This window comes from Sporosarcina sp. P18a (assembly GCF_002743135.1).
Lineage (GTDB): Bacteria > Bacillota > Bacilli > Bacillales_A > Planococcaceae > Sporosarcina.
Map to the genome: position 1 here is coordinate 731,815 of NZ_PDYQ01000001.1, position 18,495 is coordinate 750,309.

General features: G+C 44.4%; 21 protein-coding genes. 4 read left to right on the forward strand and 17 right to left on the reverse strand.

Features of this window, described 5'->3' with window-relative positions; genetic code table 11:
- Positions 1-231: 231 nt before the first annotated feature.
- Positions 232-780, forward strand: coding sequence for a cysteine hydrolase family protein (locus CSV75_RS03630; RefSeq protein WP_099674782.1), 549 nt, complete (start codon positions 232-234; stop codon positions 778-780).
- 132 nt (positions 781-912) lie between these two features.
- The gene (locus tag CSV75_RS03635; RefSeq protein ID WP_099674783.1) at positions 913-1,167 is read left to right on the forward strand and encodes a GlsB/YeaQ/YmgE family stress response membrane protein; all 255 of its coding nucleotides are present in this window, start codon (positions 913-915) and stop codon (positions 1,165-1,167) included.
- A 240-nt stretch (positions 1,168-1,407) separates the two neighbouring features.
- On the opposite strand, the gene CSV75_RS03640 is transcribed toward CSV75_RS03635, so the two are convergent.
- The 5 genes from CSV75_RS03640 to CSV75_RS03660 form a co-directional block, all read right to left on the reverse strand.
- The gene (locus CSV75_RS03640; RefSeq protein ID WP_233191585.1) at positions 1,408-2,043 is read right to left on the reverse strand and encodes a lytic transglycosylase domain-containing protein; all 636 of its coding nucleotides are present in this window, start codon (positions 2,041-2,043) and stop codon (positions 1,408-1,410) included.
- Positions 2,044-2,063: 20 nt separating this feature from the next.
- Entirely contained in the window at positions 2,064-2,654 is a 591-nt protein-coding gene (locus tag CSV75_RS03645; RefSeq protein WP_099674784.1) for an SCO family protein, read from the reverse strand.
- Between the two features lie 119 nt (positions 2,655-2,773).
- Complete coding sequence (locus CSV75_RS03650) at positions 2,774-2,902, reverse strand: YvrJ family protein (protein WP_081241957.1); 129 nt, start codon at positions 2,900-2,902, stop codon at positions 2,774-2,776.
- Positions 2,903-2,973: 71 nt separating this feature from the next.
- Complete coding sequence (locus tag CSV75_RS03655; RefSeq protein ID WP_099632293.1) at positions 2,974-3,192, reverse strand: DUF2922 domain-containing protein; 219 nt, start codon at positions 3,190-3,192, stop codon at positions 2,974-2,976.
- 23 nt (positions 3,193-3,215) lie between these two features.
- Entirely contained in the window at positions 3,216-3,437 is a 222-nt protein-coding gene (locus tag CSV75_RS03660; protein WP_099674785.1) for a DUF1659 domain-containing protein, read from the reverse strand.
- A 133-nt stretch (positions 3,438-3,570) separates the two neighbouring features.
- On the opposite strand from CSV75_RS03660, the gene CSV75_RS03665 reads away from it, so the two are divergent.
- A complete protein-coding gene (locus CSV75_RS03665; RefSeq protein ID WP_099632342.1) occupies positions 3,571-3,981 on the forward strand; it encodes a DUF2621 domain-containing protein in 411 nt (136 codons plus the stop codon).
- A gap of 612 nt (positions 3,982-4,593) precedes the next feature.
- Here the strand turns inward: CSV75_RS03665 and CSV75_RS03670 are convergent.
- The 8 genes from CSV75_RS03670 to CSV75_RS03705 all read right to left on the reverse strand — a co-directional run bounded on the left by CSV75_RS03670 (position 4,594) and on the right by CSV75_RS03705 (position 12,719).
- Positions 4,594-5,127 carry a CcdC family protein gene (locus CSV75_RS03670; protein ID WP_099674786.1) on the reverse strand — a complete coding sequence of 178 codons (534 nt, stop codon included), beginning with the start codon at positions 5,125-5,127 and terminating at the stop codon, positions 4,594-4,596.
- Complete coding sequence (locus CSV75_RS03675) at positions 5,120-5,449, reverse strand: thioredoxin family protein (protein ID WP_099632290.1); 330 nt, start codon at positions 5,447-5,449, stop codon at positions 5,120-5,122. The genes CSV75_RS03670 and CSV75_RS03675 overlap by 8 nt, the downstream gene beginning before the upstream one ends.
- A gap of 31 nt (positions 5,450-5,480) precedes the next feature.
- Positions 5,481-6,191, reverse strand: a complete 711-nt coding sequence (locus tag CSV75_RS03680; RefSeq protein WP_099673860.1) for a cytochrome c biogenesis CcdA family protein — start codon at positions 6,189-6,191, stop codon at positions 5,481-5,483.
- Positions 6,192-6,321: 130 nt separating this feature from the next.
- Complete coding sequence (locus CSV75_RS03685; RefSeq protein WP_099674787.1) at positions 6,322-8,094, reverse strand: ABC transporter ATP-binding protein; 1,773 nt, start codon at positions 8,092-8,094, stop codon at positions 6,322-6,324.
- Positions 8,087-9,847: an ABC transporter ATP-binding protein gene (locus CSV75_RS03690; protein ID WP_099674788.1), complete on the reverse strand. Its 1,761-nt coding sequence runs from the start codon at positions 9,845-9,847 to the stop codon at positions 8,087-8,089. The genes CSV75_RS03685 and CSV75_RS03690 overlap by 8 nt, the downstream gene beginning before the upstream one ends.
- A gap of 173 nt (positions 9,848-10,020) precedes the next feature.
- Entirely contained in the window at positions 10,021-11,271 is a 1,251-nt protein-coding gene (locus CSV75_RS03695) for a Y-family DNA polymerase (protein WP_099674789.1), read from the reverse strand.
- Between the two features lie 201 nt (positions 11,272-11,472).
- Entirely contained in the window at positions 11,473-11,886 is a 414-nt protein-coding gene (locus CSV75_RS03700) for a pyridoxamine 5'-phosphate oxidase family protein (RefSeq protein WP_099674790.1), read from the reverse strand.
- An 80-nt stretch (positions 11,887-11,966) separates the two neighbouring features.
- Positions 11,967-12,719 (reverse strand): DUF2087 domain-containing protein, encoded by a 753-nt coding sequence (locus tag CSV75_RS03705; protein ID WP_099674791.1) that lies wholly within the window; start codon positions 12,717-12,719, stop codon positions 11,967-11,969.
- A 219-nt stretch (positions 12,720-12,938) separates the two neighbouring features.
- Between CSV75_RS03705 and CSV75_RS03710 the strand changes: the two genes are divergently transcribed.
- Entirely contained in the window at positions 12,939-13,718 is a 780-nt protein-coding gene (locus CSV75_RS03710; protein ID WP_099674792.1) for an NRDE family protein, read from the forward strand.
- A gap of 52 nt (positions 13,719-13,770) precedes the next feature.
- Here CSV75_RS03710 and CSV75_RS03715 read toward each other — a convergent pair whose 3' ends face one another.
- The 4 genes from CSV75_RS03715 to CSV75_RS03730 form a co-directional block, all read right to left on the reverse strand.
- Positions 13,771-14,226: a helix-turn-helix transcriptional regulator gene (locus CSV75_RS03715; RefSeq protein ID WP_099674793.1), complete on the reverse strand. Its 456-nt coding sequence runs from the start codon at positions 14,224-14,226 to the stop codon at positions 13,771-13,773.
- A 214-nt stretch (positions 14,227-14,440) separates the two neighbouring features.
- Positions 14,441-15,895 (reverse strand): carbon starvation CstA family protein, encoded by a 1,455-nt coding sequence (locus tag CSV75_RS03720; protein WP_099674794.1) that lies wholly within the window; start codon positions 15,893-15,895, stop codon positions 14,441-14,443.
- 138 nt (positions 15,896-16,033) lie between these two features.
- Entirely contained in the window at positions 16,034-16,765 is a 732-nt protein-coding gene (locus CSV75_RS03725; RefSeq protein WP_099674795.1) for a LytR/AlgR family response regulator transcription factor, read from the reverse strand.
- The gene (locus tag CSV75_RS03730) at positions 16,731-18,494 is read right to left on the reverse strand and encodes a sensor histidine kinase (protein ID WP_099674796.1); all 1,764 of its coding nucleotides are present in this window, start codon (positions 18,492-18,494) and stop codon (positions 16,731-16,733) included. The genes CSV75_RS03725 and CSV75_RS03730 overlap by 35 nt, the downstream gene beginning before the upstream one ends.
- Position 18,495 lies beyond the last annotated feature (1 nt).

The window sequence follows — 18,495 nt, forward strand, 5'->3', positions numbered from 1 at the left end:
ATTAAGAATTCTCAATTAGTCGTTTCTATTCTCAAATAGCGTCACTTTCTCTCGTAAAAATGCCGTTTATGACATTTACTGTATATCCATTTCAAAAAGTGTTACATAATTATTTTAACTATTTCATGTTTTATCGTAAACCCTGTATGATAAGGAATCCAGCCGTGTCTTTACATATGTTTAGACACTGAGCCGCCACTATGAGAAAATAAAGAAAAGGAGAGGTTTTGTATGAAGAAAGCATTACTCGTTGTAGATTATACAGTAGATTTTGTAGCAAGGGACGGTGCATTGACTTGCGGTGATCCAGGTATCGCGCTTGAGCAGTATATTGTGGAGCAAACAACGGAGTATGTACAACACCAATTGCCAGTATTCGTCATTAATGACGTGCATGAAAAAAATGATCCGTACCATCCGGAAAGCAAACTATTCCCTCCTCACAACATTCGAGGCACAGAAGGCAGAAATCTTTATGGGAAACTGCATGATCTCTATACCGAACATAAACAAGAAATTATTTGGATGGATAAAACACGCTACAGTGCATTTGCCGGAACAGATCTCGCTATCCAATTGCGCGCACGCGGTATTACGGAAATCCATCTTATGGGTGTATGCACGGATATTTGCATCTTACATACTGCAGTCGATGCGTACAACCTTGGCTACACGATTGTTGTTCATGAAGGCGGCGTCGCAAGTTTCAACGCTGCAGGCCACGACTGGGCTCTCTCTCACTTCCAAAACACATTGGGCGCAACCGTGATAGCGAAATAAAGTCAGACAAAAGTTCAGCAGGCATTTGACCTGTCTGAACTTTTTTATCGAAAAATGTTTGAGGTATTAAAAAGATGGTAATACCAATACTAAGCAAGAGCTACATAACATAATGAAAAGGAGATGAGCAACATGAGCTTTTTATGGTTCTTAATTATCGGAGGTATCATTGGTTGGCTAGCTGGACTTATTGTAGGTAGAGATATTCCCGGCGGTATCATTGGTAACATCATTGCAGGTATTGTAGGTGCATGGATTGGTGGTGCACTATTAGGCGAATGGGGTCCACAGATCTCTAGTTTCTATTTCGTACCCGCGTTAATCGGTGCGATTGTACTTGTATTCATTGTTAGCTTGATTATGAAGAGTATGCGCAGAGCTTCATAATACTAAACATCAAAACGTGAAGTGGCCCATTCGAGGCGCTTCACGTTTTTTGTAGACGAAATTCTGCCCATTCTTTCGACTACGCGCTCATACTTTACGTCAACCGCTCTACCCGTCAGCTTCTTGAACTTCCTCCTCCCACTTTACATCAATCAAAAAAACGCGGAGCCACCAGATTCGGTGGACTCCACGTTTCATTTCTTCACTTGCTTCTCTGTTGCCTTGCGTTGCTCCTCAAACTCATTGTAATACCACAACATCTTCTACATATTGATCGCTATGATTATAAGTGAAAACAGCCTTCGGTATATCACCGTCTGCTGCACCGCTATCCGATAGATAGTGAGCGGCGCTGAAGATGGCATCTTCTATATCAAATGGGTCCGCTATTCCGTCACCGTTTGCATCGACACCGTAACCACCGTATTGCTTAATCACCGCTGGATCAATCTTATCGCGTTCAGGAATATCTCCTTTGCCCAATTCCTTGCAACCGGGATAATCCCAGCCTACGAACGTACATGGCATGAACTGCATCGGTCCTTCTGCTCCAACTGGTGAGACGTCAGCTTTCATTGTAGAGAACCTGGTCTCAATGCGGTGATGCGCTGCAAGCAATGTCCACGGAATATTGTATTCTTTTGCTGCCTCAATATAGATTGGAATAAATTCCTGTGGGACGGCTTCTCCAGTTTTTCGGTCTTGAATATGAAATAACGCCGTAGCCGTTTCTTTAATTGTGTCGTGTTTTCCGAAATTCACCCAAAGAATGGCGGAAATCGTAAAGAGCGTGACAGCAACAGGTACTAATAAAACCAAAAAAGCGACCATAACTCGTCCCGATCGACTGAGCCTCTTTTTCTTTAATTTCTTCATTGCCTCATCCCTTCAGTTGATTACTTGCCTTCTTTGATGAGTGCTTTCATGTCTTTTACGATTGTATCATATTGCACGTCTTCGTTCCCACCATATAATTTTACGACTTCATTGTTCTGATTCACCAAGCCGAATGAAACGCCATGGATGACTTGATCATCATTCGGGATTTGCTTCACTAACTGTTTAAACGATGAAGCAGCTAATTTTTCAATGGTCTTCATATCGTAACCTGTCAGCATCTGCCATTTACTTTCATCGGGCGCGCTAAACATGTCGAGATACTTCCCAAGTTCTTCTGGTGTATCCACATCCGGGTCTACACTGAATGACACGATATTGTAATCCTCGATGTTATTGTCAATCAATTTTTCCTGCAACGTGACCATATTGCTCATCATCGGCGGACAAACGGTTGTACATTTCGTGAATACAAACTGCGCTAGCCATACAGAGCCTTTCAAGTCTCCATCGGTTACGGTTTCATTGTGTTGGTTGGTGAATTCAAATGAATCCACTTTATATTTATGATCGGGCTTAAAACCGCCACCACACGCACTCAATATCAGCACGAAAATAAGTGTTAACGGTACCAAAAGCTTTTTATACATTTTCGATTCCTCCACCTTTTAATAGTCACTTTATCATAACGAAAGTTCACCAGTCATACAAGGTGAAGGCAGCCTCCATTTTGGCTAAATCTTGTCGGAATCATGAAGTTCCTATGAAGTCATCTGTTTTTGATGTCTGAGAGAACGCCATGAATCGCCTCTAGCTTCACTTCCAAACGATGCAGTAGATAAAACGATACGAAAATCGGAAATCCGACATCTTGTATGAGCTGTAGCCAGTGCTCCATTGTTCACTCCTCCTCTCTGTCATTCGATGAAAAAGCCGGCTTCCAGTACGTGACTGAAAACCGGCTGTAACTTATCGACTGACGATGTTTCGTGTATCACGTGCAACGATTCGTGCACCTTTGATCGTGGCGAGTGGAGATTCTTCGATGAGGAAAATATTGCTTTGGATCACTTGCTGCATGACCGCTTCGACTTGACCTTGCGTAATGTCTTCATCAGGTTCATCCACCGTTAATGTGACCGGCTTATTCGCCGCGGTTAAAAATGTTAATTCCAATACTTTTGCCATGTGCGCTCTCCTCCTGTACGATTTTAGTTATGAAGATCTTCTGTTACGACTTTCTCGAGCTGAATGAATGGGTAGCTTGATAATGAAGCAAGTTGTGTCAAAGCGGTGTACATATTTGCTGGTGTTGCGTCGTCATTGATGAATTTGTACGTTTTAATCTTGCGGATGAAGAGACCTTTCTCGTTAACACCTGCATTAAAGTGGATCTTCGCCGTAGCCTGATTGAATTCTAGTGTTGCTGCCATGTGTATCACCTCCTTTCATCCGCTATATAGACGAAAAAAGTGAAAAGGATACTTTGTTAGTGAAATATTTCTCAATTGCTTTTATAATGAAGGGTAGAATGGAAGAGGTGAAAAAACCGTGCCAGACCTATTTATGTGGTTTATTATATTTTGGGGTATTGTGATGATCGGCTTATTCGCTATCGGTGGATTCTTCATGTTCCGGAAGTTCCTGAAAGTATTGCCGAAAGAAGACGGAAAATCGACGCTAGATTGGGAAGAGCATTACGTCAATGAGTCGTTGCATTTATGGAATGACGAGGCGAAAAGCATGCTCAACGAACTCGTTACGCCTGTGCCGGAGTTGTTCCGCGACGTGGCGAAGCAGAAGATCGGTGCCAAAATCGGTGAGATTGCGTTAGAAGATCGTGCCAAAACTATTGAATTTGATCATATTATCAAGGGTTATATTCTTGCTACGCCAAAGCGCGACCATAACTTCTTGCGCAAGAAACTCAAGCAGATGGAAATTGATGTTCAGCCATATGAGCATTTGTTTACGTGAATAAAGAAACAGGATGTCCCTATTGATGGGGCATCCTGTTTTTGTGTGGTTTTAAGTTCATACGGTACGAGCAGTGAAAGGCAAGAGTGACATCACGGGATTTCCACTCCAGCTGGGGGACGCTTTCTGGAGGGCGCGGCCCGAGCCAAGTGAACAGCGAAGGGTTCGCTTTGCCGTATTTCTGTGTACTTTGCAGAAATTAAGGCATCTGTCCGGGGTCTCGAACTCGCGCTGATCCTCCCAGAATCGCCCCCAGCTTCCGTGGAAATCCTACGTAGAAAGTGAAATGAAATGGATCATTCACTAGCGATAGTATGTGAATGATTGTAATCTTTGAACGTAGTGAAGTTCAAGTTCAATTCTAGTTGTAACTACCAGATTGATTACAACAATAGCTTCAATGCACAACAAGAATGTCTCTCACTCACTTTGCAGGGATTGGAGCGAAAGCCGTAACGAAGAACGGCTTTTGCGAGTAAAAGCGAAGCGTTAGGAGCACATCTTTGCACTTGAAGGCGCCCCCTCCAGAACGCGTCCGCCTAGAGCGCAAATCCCCTCCCGTATCCCCTGCCAGCCCTTACTTTTCATTTCTAGACATAAAAATAGAAGCCGTCACAAGGACGACTCCTTCCCTACCCTACTCTTCTCAAGCATCTTATACTTCACTAACATTCCGACCCGCCACGGCAAGATCATCGAAAACGCGAGGATGAAAAACATGCCGCCAAGCTCACCGACGTCGATTGTGTTACTGAGCACGATCTTTCCGACCAGGCGAATCACCAATAACCCGAACAGGATCAGTAAAAACACCTTCGACTTCTTCAAATAAATCCCGTCATCTTTAATCTCAAACTTCGTCGTATAAATCAAAAACGTGGAAAATATCAAGCCGACCAAACCGGCTTCTACCACTTGCGTCCATGGCACCTGGAACTCGTCGAACAAGAACATCAACATCCCAGACGACATAAACAATGGCGGTAAGATAATCTTCTTCGCCTGAATCGGCTTATTCGACGCCTTCGCCCGCATCGTGTAAACGAATGTCGTCATCACGACGAAAACTACCGTCGAAGCGATGATTAAGTAAATGGAAGGAATACTTGTGAAGACGTAATCTATCAGTTCTTGTATCTTATGCATCTATGTTCCCCCACTGCACGAGCTCATCGAGGCGTTTTTTCAGATCATTCATTGGAACAATCCGCGCGAAACGCGTCAACTCTTTCTGTTCATTAAATAATAAGACGACTGGTGCAGTAAAGAGTGACAACTGTCCAGCTATTTCTGGAACTTCCGCTGCGTTCACACGGTAGAAGTCGAATGGATAATCGCTTTCGAGTGCCGCCACCTGCGGATACAATCCTTCGCAGACGGAGCAATTATTCGTTTTCACAAACAACAAGAACTGCGGTGTCTCATTCAATACATGCTGCCACTCGTCAAAAGAAGTAATTTCTTTCATCCTACACCTCTTTTCTGCTTACCCGCTTACATTAAAAGCCTTGGAAGTCGCCAAAGATTGGGCTAAGCCAACTTGTGAAATAGACCATTCCGTTAAAGAACAGTATGATACCGAATGCAATCATCAAGTAGCCGCCTACTTTCGTAATCGTCATACTGTGCTTGCGGATCCAACCAATTCGAGTGATGAAGAAAGACAAGAAGAAGAATGGAATCGCGAAACCAAGTACATAAAGCATCATATACAACATACTAGATGCCGGATTCGTCGCAGCAAGATAGATGATGGCACCAATGATCGGTCCCATACACGGCTGCCATCCAGCGGAAAACGCTAGACCGATCAGCGCCGTACCGAAGTAACCCGCGGGACGATTTTTAAATTGTAGCTTCTTCTCTTTCATTAGAAATTCTGGTTTAAATAATCCAATCGTCATCAGTCCGAAGATGATGATGAAAATCGCACCTAGCTGACGAATCAAATCTTGATATTGCAAGAAGATCGATCCAATTAAGGACGTACTGAATCCTAAAATAATAAATACGATCGAGAATCCGAGTAAGAAGAACAGCGTGTGCAACATGCCAGCACGGTTCATTCCTTTTTTCTTATCTCCGAGTTCATCCAGTGACATGCCGGTAATATACGATATAAAGGCCGGGTATAGTGGTAATACGCATGGAGAAATAAAACTCAGGAAACCTGCTCCAAACGCAAAGAAAATATTAACATCCGTCCCCAACAAAATTCCTCCTTTAACAGTAGGACAAGTAGAATGCCGGCAAGCGCCAACATTCCCACTCTATCGTACCAAACAAGAGGCTAGATTACGCTTCATTTGATTGTGAAATCTTTTTGACAATCACGCAATCTTACTCTTGTGTCCCGTTTTGCAATTCATACATCGTGTAGTACAAGCCTTTTTGCGCAAGCAACTCTGCGTGTGTCCCGCGTTCGACGATTTCGCCGTGGTGGAGTACGAGAATTAATTCGGCATCAGCGATCGTACTTAGACGGTGAGCAATTGCAATCGTTGTACGGCCTTCGCGCATCTTCTCTAGACTCTTCTGGATCGCCACTTCCGTTTCCGTGTCAATATTTGCAGTTGCTTCGTCGAGCACGAGCACTTTCGGATTCATCGCAATGGTCCGTGCGAAAGCGATCAACTGACGCTGTCCACTGGATAACGTCGAACCGCGTTCTGTCACTTTCTGTTCATAACCGTTTGGCAACTCTTCAATAAATTGATCGGCTTGAACGAACTCTGCAGCTTCCCGCACATCTTCATCCGTCAACTCTTCATTATGGAGACGGATGTTGCTCGCGATATCACCGTAAAACATGAACGGATCTTGCAAGACGAGTCCTACTTTTTTCCGCAATTCTTCTATTGGATACTCTTTTAGCGATACCCCATCAATGAAAATGTCGCCGCGCTCGTATTCATAAAAACGCATGAATAGATTGATAATTGAACTCTTTCCGCTTCCTGTATGACCGACCAGTGCGACCGTTTCACCTGCATTCGCAGTAAAGGAAATATTTTTGAGTACATCCTGTTTACCGTCATAACTGAACGTCACATTACGGAATTCAATCGTACCTTCTGTAATGTGCTGAGTAGATACTGCTGTTTGCTTTGGTTCAATTTCCGGATTATCGATTAACGCGAATACTCGAGACGCCGAGACGATCGCTTGCTGGAACATCGACAAACGTTGCATCACTTGGTTGATCGGCTGGAATAGACGTCTTAGCAACGTAGTGAACGCATAAATAATCCCGACATCCACGACCGACGTAAACGATGCCGTTCCGAAATAGCTAAGTACCGCAACGATGGATCCGGCATACAGCAAGTCGATAAATGGTCCAAGCATCAAGCTATCAAAACGAATATTTCGCAGGCCGACGCGGTAATGTCCTTCATTGACTTCAATAAACTCGTCAGACAAGCGCTTCTCTTGGCGGAACGCTTGAATCATATCCATACCAGATAATGACTCGGAGATTTTCGCGTTCAACTGACTGAGCCGTTCGCGGATATCTTGATAGAAGTCTGCACTGTAATAGCGATAGACCGATACGAGAATCAGGAATAGCGGCAACAGGATCAATGTATAAAGCGCAAGTTTCCCGTCAAGCGTAAAGAGCGCAATATAGACGCCGACAATTCCGAAGATCGCCTGCATGAACGTAACCGCCACACTGACGAACATCTCTTTGATGGATTCCGTATCATTCGTTACACGTGAAACGATTCCGCCAGCAGGTGTCTGATCGAAATACCGTAGTCCAAGCTTCTGGACTTTCGAGAACGCATCAATCCGAATTTGCTGGATGATCGCAAGTGCAAATTCCTGGAACCGCAATGTTTGGAAATACGACCCGACAATGTTGACGAGTTGTAGTCCGATGTAAATCAGTGCAATGGTCCATACTTCTTTCGCCGGGAAGTTTAGTGGTACGACATAGTCATCGAGGAATCGCTGGATTACTAGTGGCCCAAGAATCGTCGATGTCACCGTCAACAGCAATAATAAAATCGCAATCAATGCACTTTTTTTCATTGGTAAGACGTATTTCGCTAGCCGCATGAACGTTTTGAACTGATCTCTGGCGGACATCTTCTGTTTGTTATTCATCTGCGCCGCCTCCTTGCTCTACGATCGACTCTAGCTGTTGCAAATCGTACATTTCTTTATACATACCGTTTTGCGCCATTAAGCTATCGTGATCGCCAATTTCAACGACTTCGCCTTCATCAAGAACAATAATTTGATGCGCGTGCTGAATGGCACTTAAGCGGTGCGACGTAATAATGGTCGTCTTACCCGTTCTTTCTTCTTTCAATGAACGAAGAATCGCTTCTTCCGTCCGGGCATCTACTGCGGACAATGAATCATCCAGCAACAATAGCTCCGGATCCATTAGCAACGCACGTGCAATGGACACACGCTGACGCTGTCCACCGGATAACGATACGCCACGTTCTCCAACCAGCGTTTCATACCCTTTTTCAAACGTCAGAATATCATCGTGAATATGCGCGGACTTCGCAGCCGCCACAATTTTCACGGGATCAATCTTCGGGTTCGTAAAGGCAATATTTTCACCGAGCGTCGTCGAGAACAAGAAATGGTCTTGCGGCACATAACCGATTGCCTGGCGCAAACATTCCTTCTTATAGCGCGTAATCGGAATACCACCATACGTAATTGTTCCCGTATATCCTTCGAATTCTCGCATTAATAGCTTGAGAATTGCTGTTTTCCCTGCGCCCGTCTTGCCGATCACGCCAAGTGTTTCACCTTGCTTGACCGTAAAGTGTAAATTACGCAGTGATGCTCGTTTATCGTCTGGGAACTTGAACGTGTCGATATCAAAGACGATATCTCCGTGCGGTAATTGACTCACCGCATTCGGACGATCTTGAATTCCCGGTTCAACCGAAAGTAAATCCTGGATTCGGCTGTAGGATGCATTTCCCCGTTCGACAATGTTGAACAAGAAGCCAATAGCTAGCATCGGCCATGTTAACAGTCCTAAATAGGAAGTGAACGCCACCAAATCTCCAATTGACAACTCCCCTGATAAAATAAAGCGTGTACCGAAATAAAAGGATAGAATATAGGAGATCGCAAAAACTCCCGCAATCGTCGGATCAAACAACGCATCCACTTTCGCCACACGCATATTCTCCTTGACGACTTGTTCTGAACGTTTCGTGAACGACTCGACATCTTCTTTTTGCTGACCAAACGTCTTCAGCACTTTAATTCCTGAAATACTCTCCTGTGCTTTGTCGTTCAAATCGGAGAATGCTTCCTGCGCTACACGGAATCGATTACGTAATAATCGTCCGTAATAACTCGTCAGGAAAATCATCACCGGAATCGGCACAAGGGCGATCAGCGTTAACTTCCAACTAATCGAAAACGCCATCATCAAGATGACGAAACCACCTGTTGAAATCGAATCGAAGAGTGTCAGAATTCCTGATCCCGCCGTTTGTTGCACCGCATTGATGTCATTCGTTGCATGCGCCATTAAATCTCCGACACGTCGTCGCTGATAAAATGAAGGCGACATGCGCGTGAAGTGCGTAAACAGACGCTCTCTCATGACGCGTGCAAGGTATACCGATGAGCCAAAAATCATCACGCGCCAAATATAGCGCAAGACATACATCAATACGCCCGTCACCACGAGAATAATCATCCAGCGCATCAGCATCTCCGCAGTCAATTCATCTTTCGCCACCGCATCGACAATATAGCCGATAATTTTCGGCGGTGCCAGTTGCAGTAACGCGACAATCATCAGGGCCGTGATCCCTATGCTGTATTGTTTTTTTCTCTCAGAAAAAAACCAGCGTAAATCCAGTAATACTTTCACTGGCTTTCCTCCTTTGTTCTGCACCACTTCTCTTGCAGTATTTTTTATAGTGCTGGCTATTTGATTCTAGCAAAACTTCTAGGTTATCGAAAGTTACGGAACTGGGATATTTCAGTATTTGAAATACATCCTCTCTATACTAGCGGGATCGTCCGACTGGATTCGACTTGTTTTCATTTATAATGTCCACCGATTAATTGATTTCGTCTATACGCCGTACCACCTGGCGTAACGGACACTGCGCGAAGAATAGCAGCCGATCCATACTTCATGCGAATTTCATCCATCACATGACCGATTTGTTGTTGCTTCCAATTCATTGGTTCAAATAAACTGAGCTGGAAGCTACTATCATCTTCGAGATTCGACAAGTTGACGGAAATATGGCGTAACGGACGTCCGTCATGGAACGTTTCAAACAACTCTAAACAGACGCGATAAATCGCCATCGTTTCATTCGTCGCTTCCGGCAATGTTTTTTGACGATTGAACCCGCCACCGAGTACGTGCTTTGAATAACCAAACGACAATGTGATGGTGCGTCCTTTCTTTTTCGCAAGCCGCGCACGCATTGCGGTATCCTCACACATCTCAAGCATGACGGCCAATACTTCGTCAGTCTTCGTATAATCGCGCAACAACGTTTGGCCTTTGCCATAACTCACTTGCCCTTCGATTAACACGGAGCCAAGGTCGGAATAATCGATGCCATGCGCATGATAATAGAGTTGATTGCCCATCACACCGAACTTCTTCTCCAAACTCTCAAGCGGGGTGTGCGCGAGATCACCAACTGAATAAACGCCCATGTCTTCAAGCGTTCTCTCCACTCGCTTGCCAATTCCCCACATTTTACGAAGCGGGGCAACAGGCCATAATTTCTTCGGCACATCTTCATACGTCCAGTGCGCAATCCCTGTTTTTTTCGCCTCGAGATCTAGCGCGAGCTTCGACAACAACATATTCGGCCCGACTCCGCACGCTGAACGCAACTCGAATTGCCGGTACAACTCATCCTGAATGCGGAAAATCAACGTCTCAAGAGGACCCCATAGTCTTTCCGTGCCCGTAAAGTCGACAAAACTTTCATCAATACTGTATACATGGATCGCTTCTTTTGGTACATAGCGGTTCAACAATTTCGTCAATTCCATTGACACATCGATATAAAATTGCATTTTCGGTTCAATTAAACGAATGCTTGGGTCGTCCGGCACCTCATACAGACGCATGCCTGTCGTAACTCCAAAGCGTTTTTTCAGTGGCGGTGAGGCAGCCAGTACGACACCGCCTTTTCTCTCAATATTGCCGACAATCGCGATCGGCACTTCCATTACGTCGAGTCCTTCCATGGCTGCAGCACAGCTCGCGTAGAAGCTGCGCATATCAAGACACGCAATTTTTCTATTCGGTAATGGTTTCATATGGCATTCACCTCTCGAAAGAACAAGTGTTCCTATGAGTAGTATACCCCCATTTATCGTGTTCAAGCAATGGAAATTCGCGGGTACCATGGATAGTTGTGGTGAATATATCGACTAGACGAAAATATCCCGAAAATCAGAGTGTGACCTCTCACTTTCGGGATATACTATTTCGGTATATCATTATAATATAGTAATTATTTACAGGGAAATATCTTCAGGTGGTTGGCCTGATTTATTCATCAAGCGAATCGCTTCAGGTTCAATTTTCAAAATAACCAAATTCGGATCTTCAGGACCATCAAACCACGCTTTCATATGATCATTCCAAATTTTCTTTTTCAAGCTTTCGTCATCAGAAATCGTTACACGGCCGGAATACTCAACGTATGCGTCACCGAATCCTTCCCCGTCATACCCAAGAAGAATATGCGTGTACGGATTATCTTCAAGTTCATCTACCTTTTCCGTTTTTCTATTAGTAGGTGTATACAAAGTCAACCCATCACTCATAAATGTCATATACCGGCTATACGGTTTGTTGTTGTCCACCGTTGCCATCGTTCCTACCATACTTTCATCCAAAATTTTCTGTACTGTGTCTTTTGCAGTCATGTACTTCCGCTCCTTTCGCGATTACTCCTAGTCTTCCCACCGCCACCATTTCTAAACCTAAAACGATTCGAGCAAGCCACTCATTTCAGCCAATACTGACTACCATTACGGGTCTGACCGAAATAACCGTATTCAATTAAATAATTTCGAAGTGTAATGAAATCTTCATGAATTTCCGAAAGCCGATCATTCATCTCATGTTTACTGTACGAAATATCTCCGTCAAAGCGCTTACTAATTTCCTGGACAATAATTCGTCGCTGTTTTTCCGTCGCCGGCATCTCTTTTAACTGGCCATCGGTTCCGTCAGGGAAAAATGTTTGCAGTATTGCTTGCTGTTCTTCCTCCACCACTGAATACCCATCGTGAAATAATTGAGACGCTTTATGCGGCGGGATAAACGCCTGCGCGTACGACTCACGTTCTTTCAATAACTCCATCATCGCAAGAAACACTTTCGCCTGACGTTCTTTTTCTTTTAACGCAAAGCGATGATGCCGGACGGTCGTCGCACTGCCAATCTCCAGTTCTTCCTGTACATCCTTATCACTTTTCCCTTGATAGAATAAACGCAACAGATCACCTTGATGATCCGTAATCCCTGACCATTTCTTATCGAGTTCAAGCAAATACGCAAACACCGACTGATGCGAATGTTCGATATGCACATGCATAAATCGCTCCGCTTCATACAACGCATTTTCGTACGGATAAATCACACCTTTTTCGATTTGTTTACCGCATAGTAAACAATCATACGATGTGGAATCTTCTATATACCCTTGCTTTAATTCCGTTAGTGAAGCATCCCAGAACGTTTTCGTAAACTCCATATGTCCCACACTCCCGTTACTTATTTAAGCATGACAAACGAATTGATCTTTTGTTTGTTGACTACCTTCTATACTACCTTGTGTATTCACCGACTTCAATAGCATAACAAACAATACCTCATTTTGTTTGCTGATTCATTTGCAATACGTTTCATACAGTCGCCAAACAATATCGCACGTGATACACTCATTTCATACCTATACAAACGGGGTGACATAATGTGTTTACTGGCATTTCAATTGCAAAGCCATCCGAAGTATCAGCTCGTCATGATGGCGAACCGAGACGAAGCTTACGCACGCCCGACAGCACGAGCAAACTTTTGGAGCGATCATCCAGATATTTTAGCAGGACGTGATCTCGAACAAATGGGCACGTGGCTCGGCATCAATACACAAGGGAAAGTCGCTGCACTAACCAATTATCGTGACTTCACGCTACCGCAAACCGGCAAACTCTCACGCGGTCACATTGTATCTTCCTATCTACAATCCAGTCTGTCTGCACAAGATTTCATGGAGCAACTGCATACAAATCGAGAAGATTATGCAGGCTGTAATGTACTGGCTGGATCCGCCAAGGAAATGTTTTATTACTCAAACATCGAGCAATCCATCCAACATCTACCGAACAGCACACATGGACTGAGTAATGCCTTGCTCAATACACCGTGGCCGAAAGTGGATAAAACAAAAGCTTTGCTGGCAGATTACTTGCAACAAACGGAGACGATAGATCCGGATAGATTATTTGGCATGATGCAACGAGCGGAACCATTTCCGATTGAACAACTACCGGATACCGGCGTAGGTGAAGATCTCGAGCGCTTACTGTCTTCGATATTTATCGCATCAAAAGACTACGGCACACGTTGCACGACTGTACTGACCATAGACAGAGAAGATCGTGTAGAATTCGAAGAGCGCACATACAAAAAAGGCGTCTTTACCGCTACTCAAAAATTCTCTTTTCGCATCGAAAAACCGGCTCACTCCTAAAAGAGTACAGCCGGTTTTATTCTGTTTTTCATGCATTATTTTCATATAACTATTATAACATGTCCATATATTTTTTGAATTCAGCCAAAGCTTTTTCACGGTCTCCCGTACTGAATAAACGCTTTTGATTAGCACCGATAATACGATAATGTCCACCTGCGGTATGCTGTTGCAATTGATATTGCTGCCATTGCCCGATTTCCGTCCACCAATTAATTGACGCACTGGCGGCTGTTTGTCGTGAATGAATCTCTTCATGTACTGCTATTTCAGCTAACTCAATCGGGTCTTCTCCCATGACCGAGCGCAACAAAGCACTCTCGCGAAATAGCGCACAAACCACTACCGCTGTTGCCCAACCAATTTCTTGGCGGCCTTTCTCTAGCTGTACTAAAGTCTTCTTTGAAATGCCTATAATCTCCGCCATTTGATCTTGCGTATACTCCATTTCTGTTCGAATTAACTTCAAGCGAGGTGACACTAAGTCAATGACTGTCTGCTTATTCAACGTTTTATTCCACCTTTACATTTAAAGTGTATATTTACACATTTAATCACTTTGGTTACTTTACGTGTAATATAACTACCTTTTGTGTGTTTTGTCTTCATTCGTGTAAAACAGCTTTTTTCTCTATAAGCAGTGTATCACAACTAGTATCACTAGATAAATCCCCATAGAAAAAACCTGCAGAACCGAAGTTCAACAGGTTGTGTATAGCATATTAAATAGTTCTGGTAGAATCCCAATTCGTAATATCTTCTTCTAGCGGAATTTGTGCAGCTCGAGCTTTTACCGCAGCGTTGAAGAACAAGGCTACTAGGAAGATCGAGATGACAATTGCTCCGATTATGGATACATTCATCGGTAAGCCGAATCCAATGGCGGCATTCAGTATATACGTCGTCGTAGCCATCAGCATGAATGTTCCGGGTATGAGTGCGACCCAGTAGTTCTTACCGGCAATGAAGAGATACATTGCGCCTACAAATAATGCAATGACCGCTGTGGACTGATTCGCCCAAGAGAAGTAACGCCATAGAATGTTGAAGTCTACTTGAGTCAATGCAATCGAAATAGCGAACATCGGAATCGCGATCCATAGACGGCTCATGATTTTCGCTTGCGGATACTTGATATAGTCCGCAACAATCATGCGTGCACTACGGAATGCCGTGTCGCCTGATGTGATCGGTAAGATGATGACACCAATCACGGCAAGTGTTCCACCGATAGCACCTAGCATCGTGACAGATACTTCACTAACAATAACCGCCGGTCCACCAGCCGCAAGCAATTCACTCAATGTCACACCGTTAAACAACGCCATACCAGCCGCTGCCCAAATCATCGCGATAATTGCTTCTGCAATCATCATGCCGTAGAAAATTTTGCGACCTTGGTTTTCATTCTTCGTTGTCCGGGAAATAATTGGAGACTGTGTCGCATGGAAACCAGAAAGCGCTCCACATGATATCGTTAAGAATAATAACGGGAAGATCGGAATATTATCAGGATGTAAGTTCGCAAATGTCAATTCAGGAATCGGAACACCTTTGATGACCATCATGCCGCCGATACCGACTGCACTGATCACAAGTAGCGCACCGAAGATTGGATAGAAACGACCGATGATTTTATCGATCGGTAATAGTGTCGCCAAAATATAATAAAGGAAAATAAGAGCAACGATGACTCCCATTGCCATCCAACCATTCATGAGGTTGTACAGCAATCCTGCTGGTGCGGAAACGAATACCGTACCGACCAAGACGAGTAATAATAACGCAAACGCATTGACAATATGTTTCATCGCTTTGCCGAGGAATTTTCCTGCCAGTTCAGGCAAGTGTGCACCGCGGTTTCGGATCGAAATCATACCTGTCAGATAATCATGTACAGCGCCTGCGAAAATCGCACCGACGACAATCCAAACAAATGCGACTGGGCCATATAACGCGCCCATAATCGGTCCGAAAATCGGGCCAACTCCTGCGATATTTAGTAATTGAATCAATGAGTTCTTGTTTGTGCTCATCGGCACGTAATCGACTCCGTCCGCGCTCGTATACGCCGGCGTAGGACGCTCTTCTTTAACGCCAAACATTTTGACAATATACTTACCATACGTAAAGTAACCAACTATTAATAATACGATAGAAAGTAAAAATGTAATCATTGCTTTTTCCCTCCCTAGTGTTGATAACGCTTACATCAACTATAATAGAAAGATGTCCGAACTATGACAAAATCTCGTAACATGTCAAAATCGCGAGGTAAGATGCACTCCGAGAGATTAACATGTTACGAGATTTTTTTATCCTTCGAGGCGCTGCCGTAATTCTTTGACATAATTTCGGCTAACTGACAATTTCTCCGGACGCTGATCCACTTCTAACTGATACGCTCCATTGAACCAAGGCGTCAAGCTACTGACATGTACGAGGTTCACGAGAATACTTTTATGGATGCGGAAGAACGATGAATAGGTCAATTTGTTCTCGAGATCTTTCAATGTCATGCGCGTTTCATAATCACGCGTAGGCGTAACGATCTTCGTCCAGTTTTCTTCTCGGTGGACATAAAGAATATCGCTGACCGGGATATAGTGGATTTCGCCTTCCGTTTCGACGGGCAATCGATCCATTCGTTTCGGTGATGTGTCGAGTTGCGTCCGATGTAGCAACTCTTTTACACGTGCAATCGTCTGCCGCAATTGCTCTTCATCATACGGTTTCAGCAAATAATCCATCGCATGGACACGGAACGCTTCTGCCGCGAATTGCGGATAAGCAGTCGCAAAGACGATTAGCGGTACTTTTTTCAATGCGCCTAGCGTCTTGGCGACTTCCATTCCATCCACTTTCGGCATCTCGATATCAAGGAACACGACATCAGGCTGTAGCTGCATTGCCTTGATAATCGCGGACTCCCCTGAATCCGCTTCTCCGATTACCTTCACCCCTTCAAATCGTCCAAGCAAATACATCATTTCTTCGCGCGCGTACCTTTCATCATCTACGACTAATACGCGAATCGTTTCTGTCATATCCGTTCACCTCCGATTTCGGAATCTGGAATGAAATCTTCGTTCCTTCATTCGGTGTACTTTCTATTGTGAGTCTTGAATTTTTATCGAACGTCATCTGTAGGCGTCGGTTAACGTTATAGAGACCGAGCCCGGTACCTTTTTTAGATTGGATTTGCTCTCGTCCAAGTATAGCGAGCCGCTCCGGAACAATTCCCTCACCGTTGTCTTCTACCATAATATGAATGGCATCGCCTATTTCATGTATTGAAATGTGGACCATTGCATTTGCGTCCAAATCCTTAATACCGTGCGTCATCGCGTTTTCAACGATCGGTTGCAACGTCAATGGCGGAATCTTCTCCTGCAGAACGTTCGGATCCACGTCGATACAAATCTTCAACTTATCAATGAAACGTGCTTCTTCTATCATCAAATACGCTTTGACGTGCGCAAGTTCTTGCTGTAACGTCACCATCTTCACCGTCGTACCTTCAAGATTCTGACGCAAGAAGAATGACAGCGACGACAGCAGTTTACGCGCTTCATCCGGATTTGTTCGTATCAATGAAAGGATAATATTCATCGAGTTAAACAAGAAATGTGGACTGATTTGTGACTGTAACGCCTGGATTTCTGCTTCTTTCGCTAGTTGATAGGCATGATCCGCTTCGGCAATTTCAAGTTGATTGCTTAGTAATTCAGCGAGTCCCGCTATTAATTCAATCGTGACATCGGTAATCGCTGTACGTGAAGGATAAAATAGCTTCAATGTTCCAATGGTTTCACCGCGCGTTTTCAGTGGTGCAATGACGACGGCACCTGATGCAGATACCCCCGGATGATCAAGGGTGACAGAATCCGTGACAATGAGCCGACCTTCCCGGATCACTTGACGCGTAATATCGGTCTGGATCGGGCCTTGCATCATCGTACCCCCGGATCCGACATACGCGAGAATATCCGTTTTATCCGTCATCGCGACAGCACCTGGCTTCAACTCATCTAACAGAATACCGCACACCGCCTGAGCTGTTTCCTTTCGCATACCTGTCCGTAAATAGCCGAGCGTCTGATCCGCGATACGCAATGTTTTCTGCGCTTGCAACGCGGTCACTTTTTCCTGATCACTGATGACGTTATACGCAATGAGCATGAATAACGCAGCACCCATACCGTTTGCCAAAATCATCGGCACGCCAATCGTTTGAACCAATGCGAACGCTTTCTCAAACGGCTCTGCCAAGACAACTATGAGCACCATTTGCAACGCTTCCGCAGCTGCACCAATCGTGAATGCCAAAAGCGGACGAATAGGCTTGCCTTTCTTATAGAAGTAACCTGCAAGAACACCTGAAATTATAGTGGATATTCCGCACGAAATAGCCGTGAATCCACCTAAAGACATCCGGTGTATCCCAGCGATGAGCCCGGCACCAATCCCAAGTCGATATCCACCAAGCAATCCTGCGACGACTACCCCGATCACACGGGAATTCGCAATCGCCTCATCGGTAGTGAGTTGCCATGACATATTTTCAAAATGAAACGTCTGCATATCCAGTGCTACACCGAAATACGTTCCGAAAATCCCAAACAATGCAAAAAAGAGTATCGCCGTCAGCTCTTGCCGACGGTCCAATACATCTTGATGGATCATATGTTGGAAAAACCGAAAACGAGTCAGAAGGAAAGCGACCGCCACAATCATTCCGACCCGTTCAAACATAATGATCAGTAAATCGAGCATC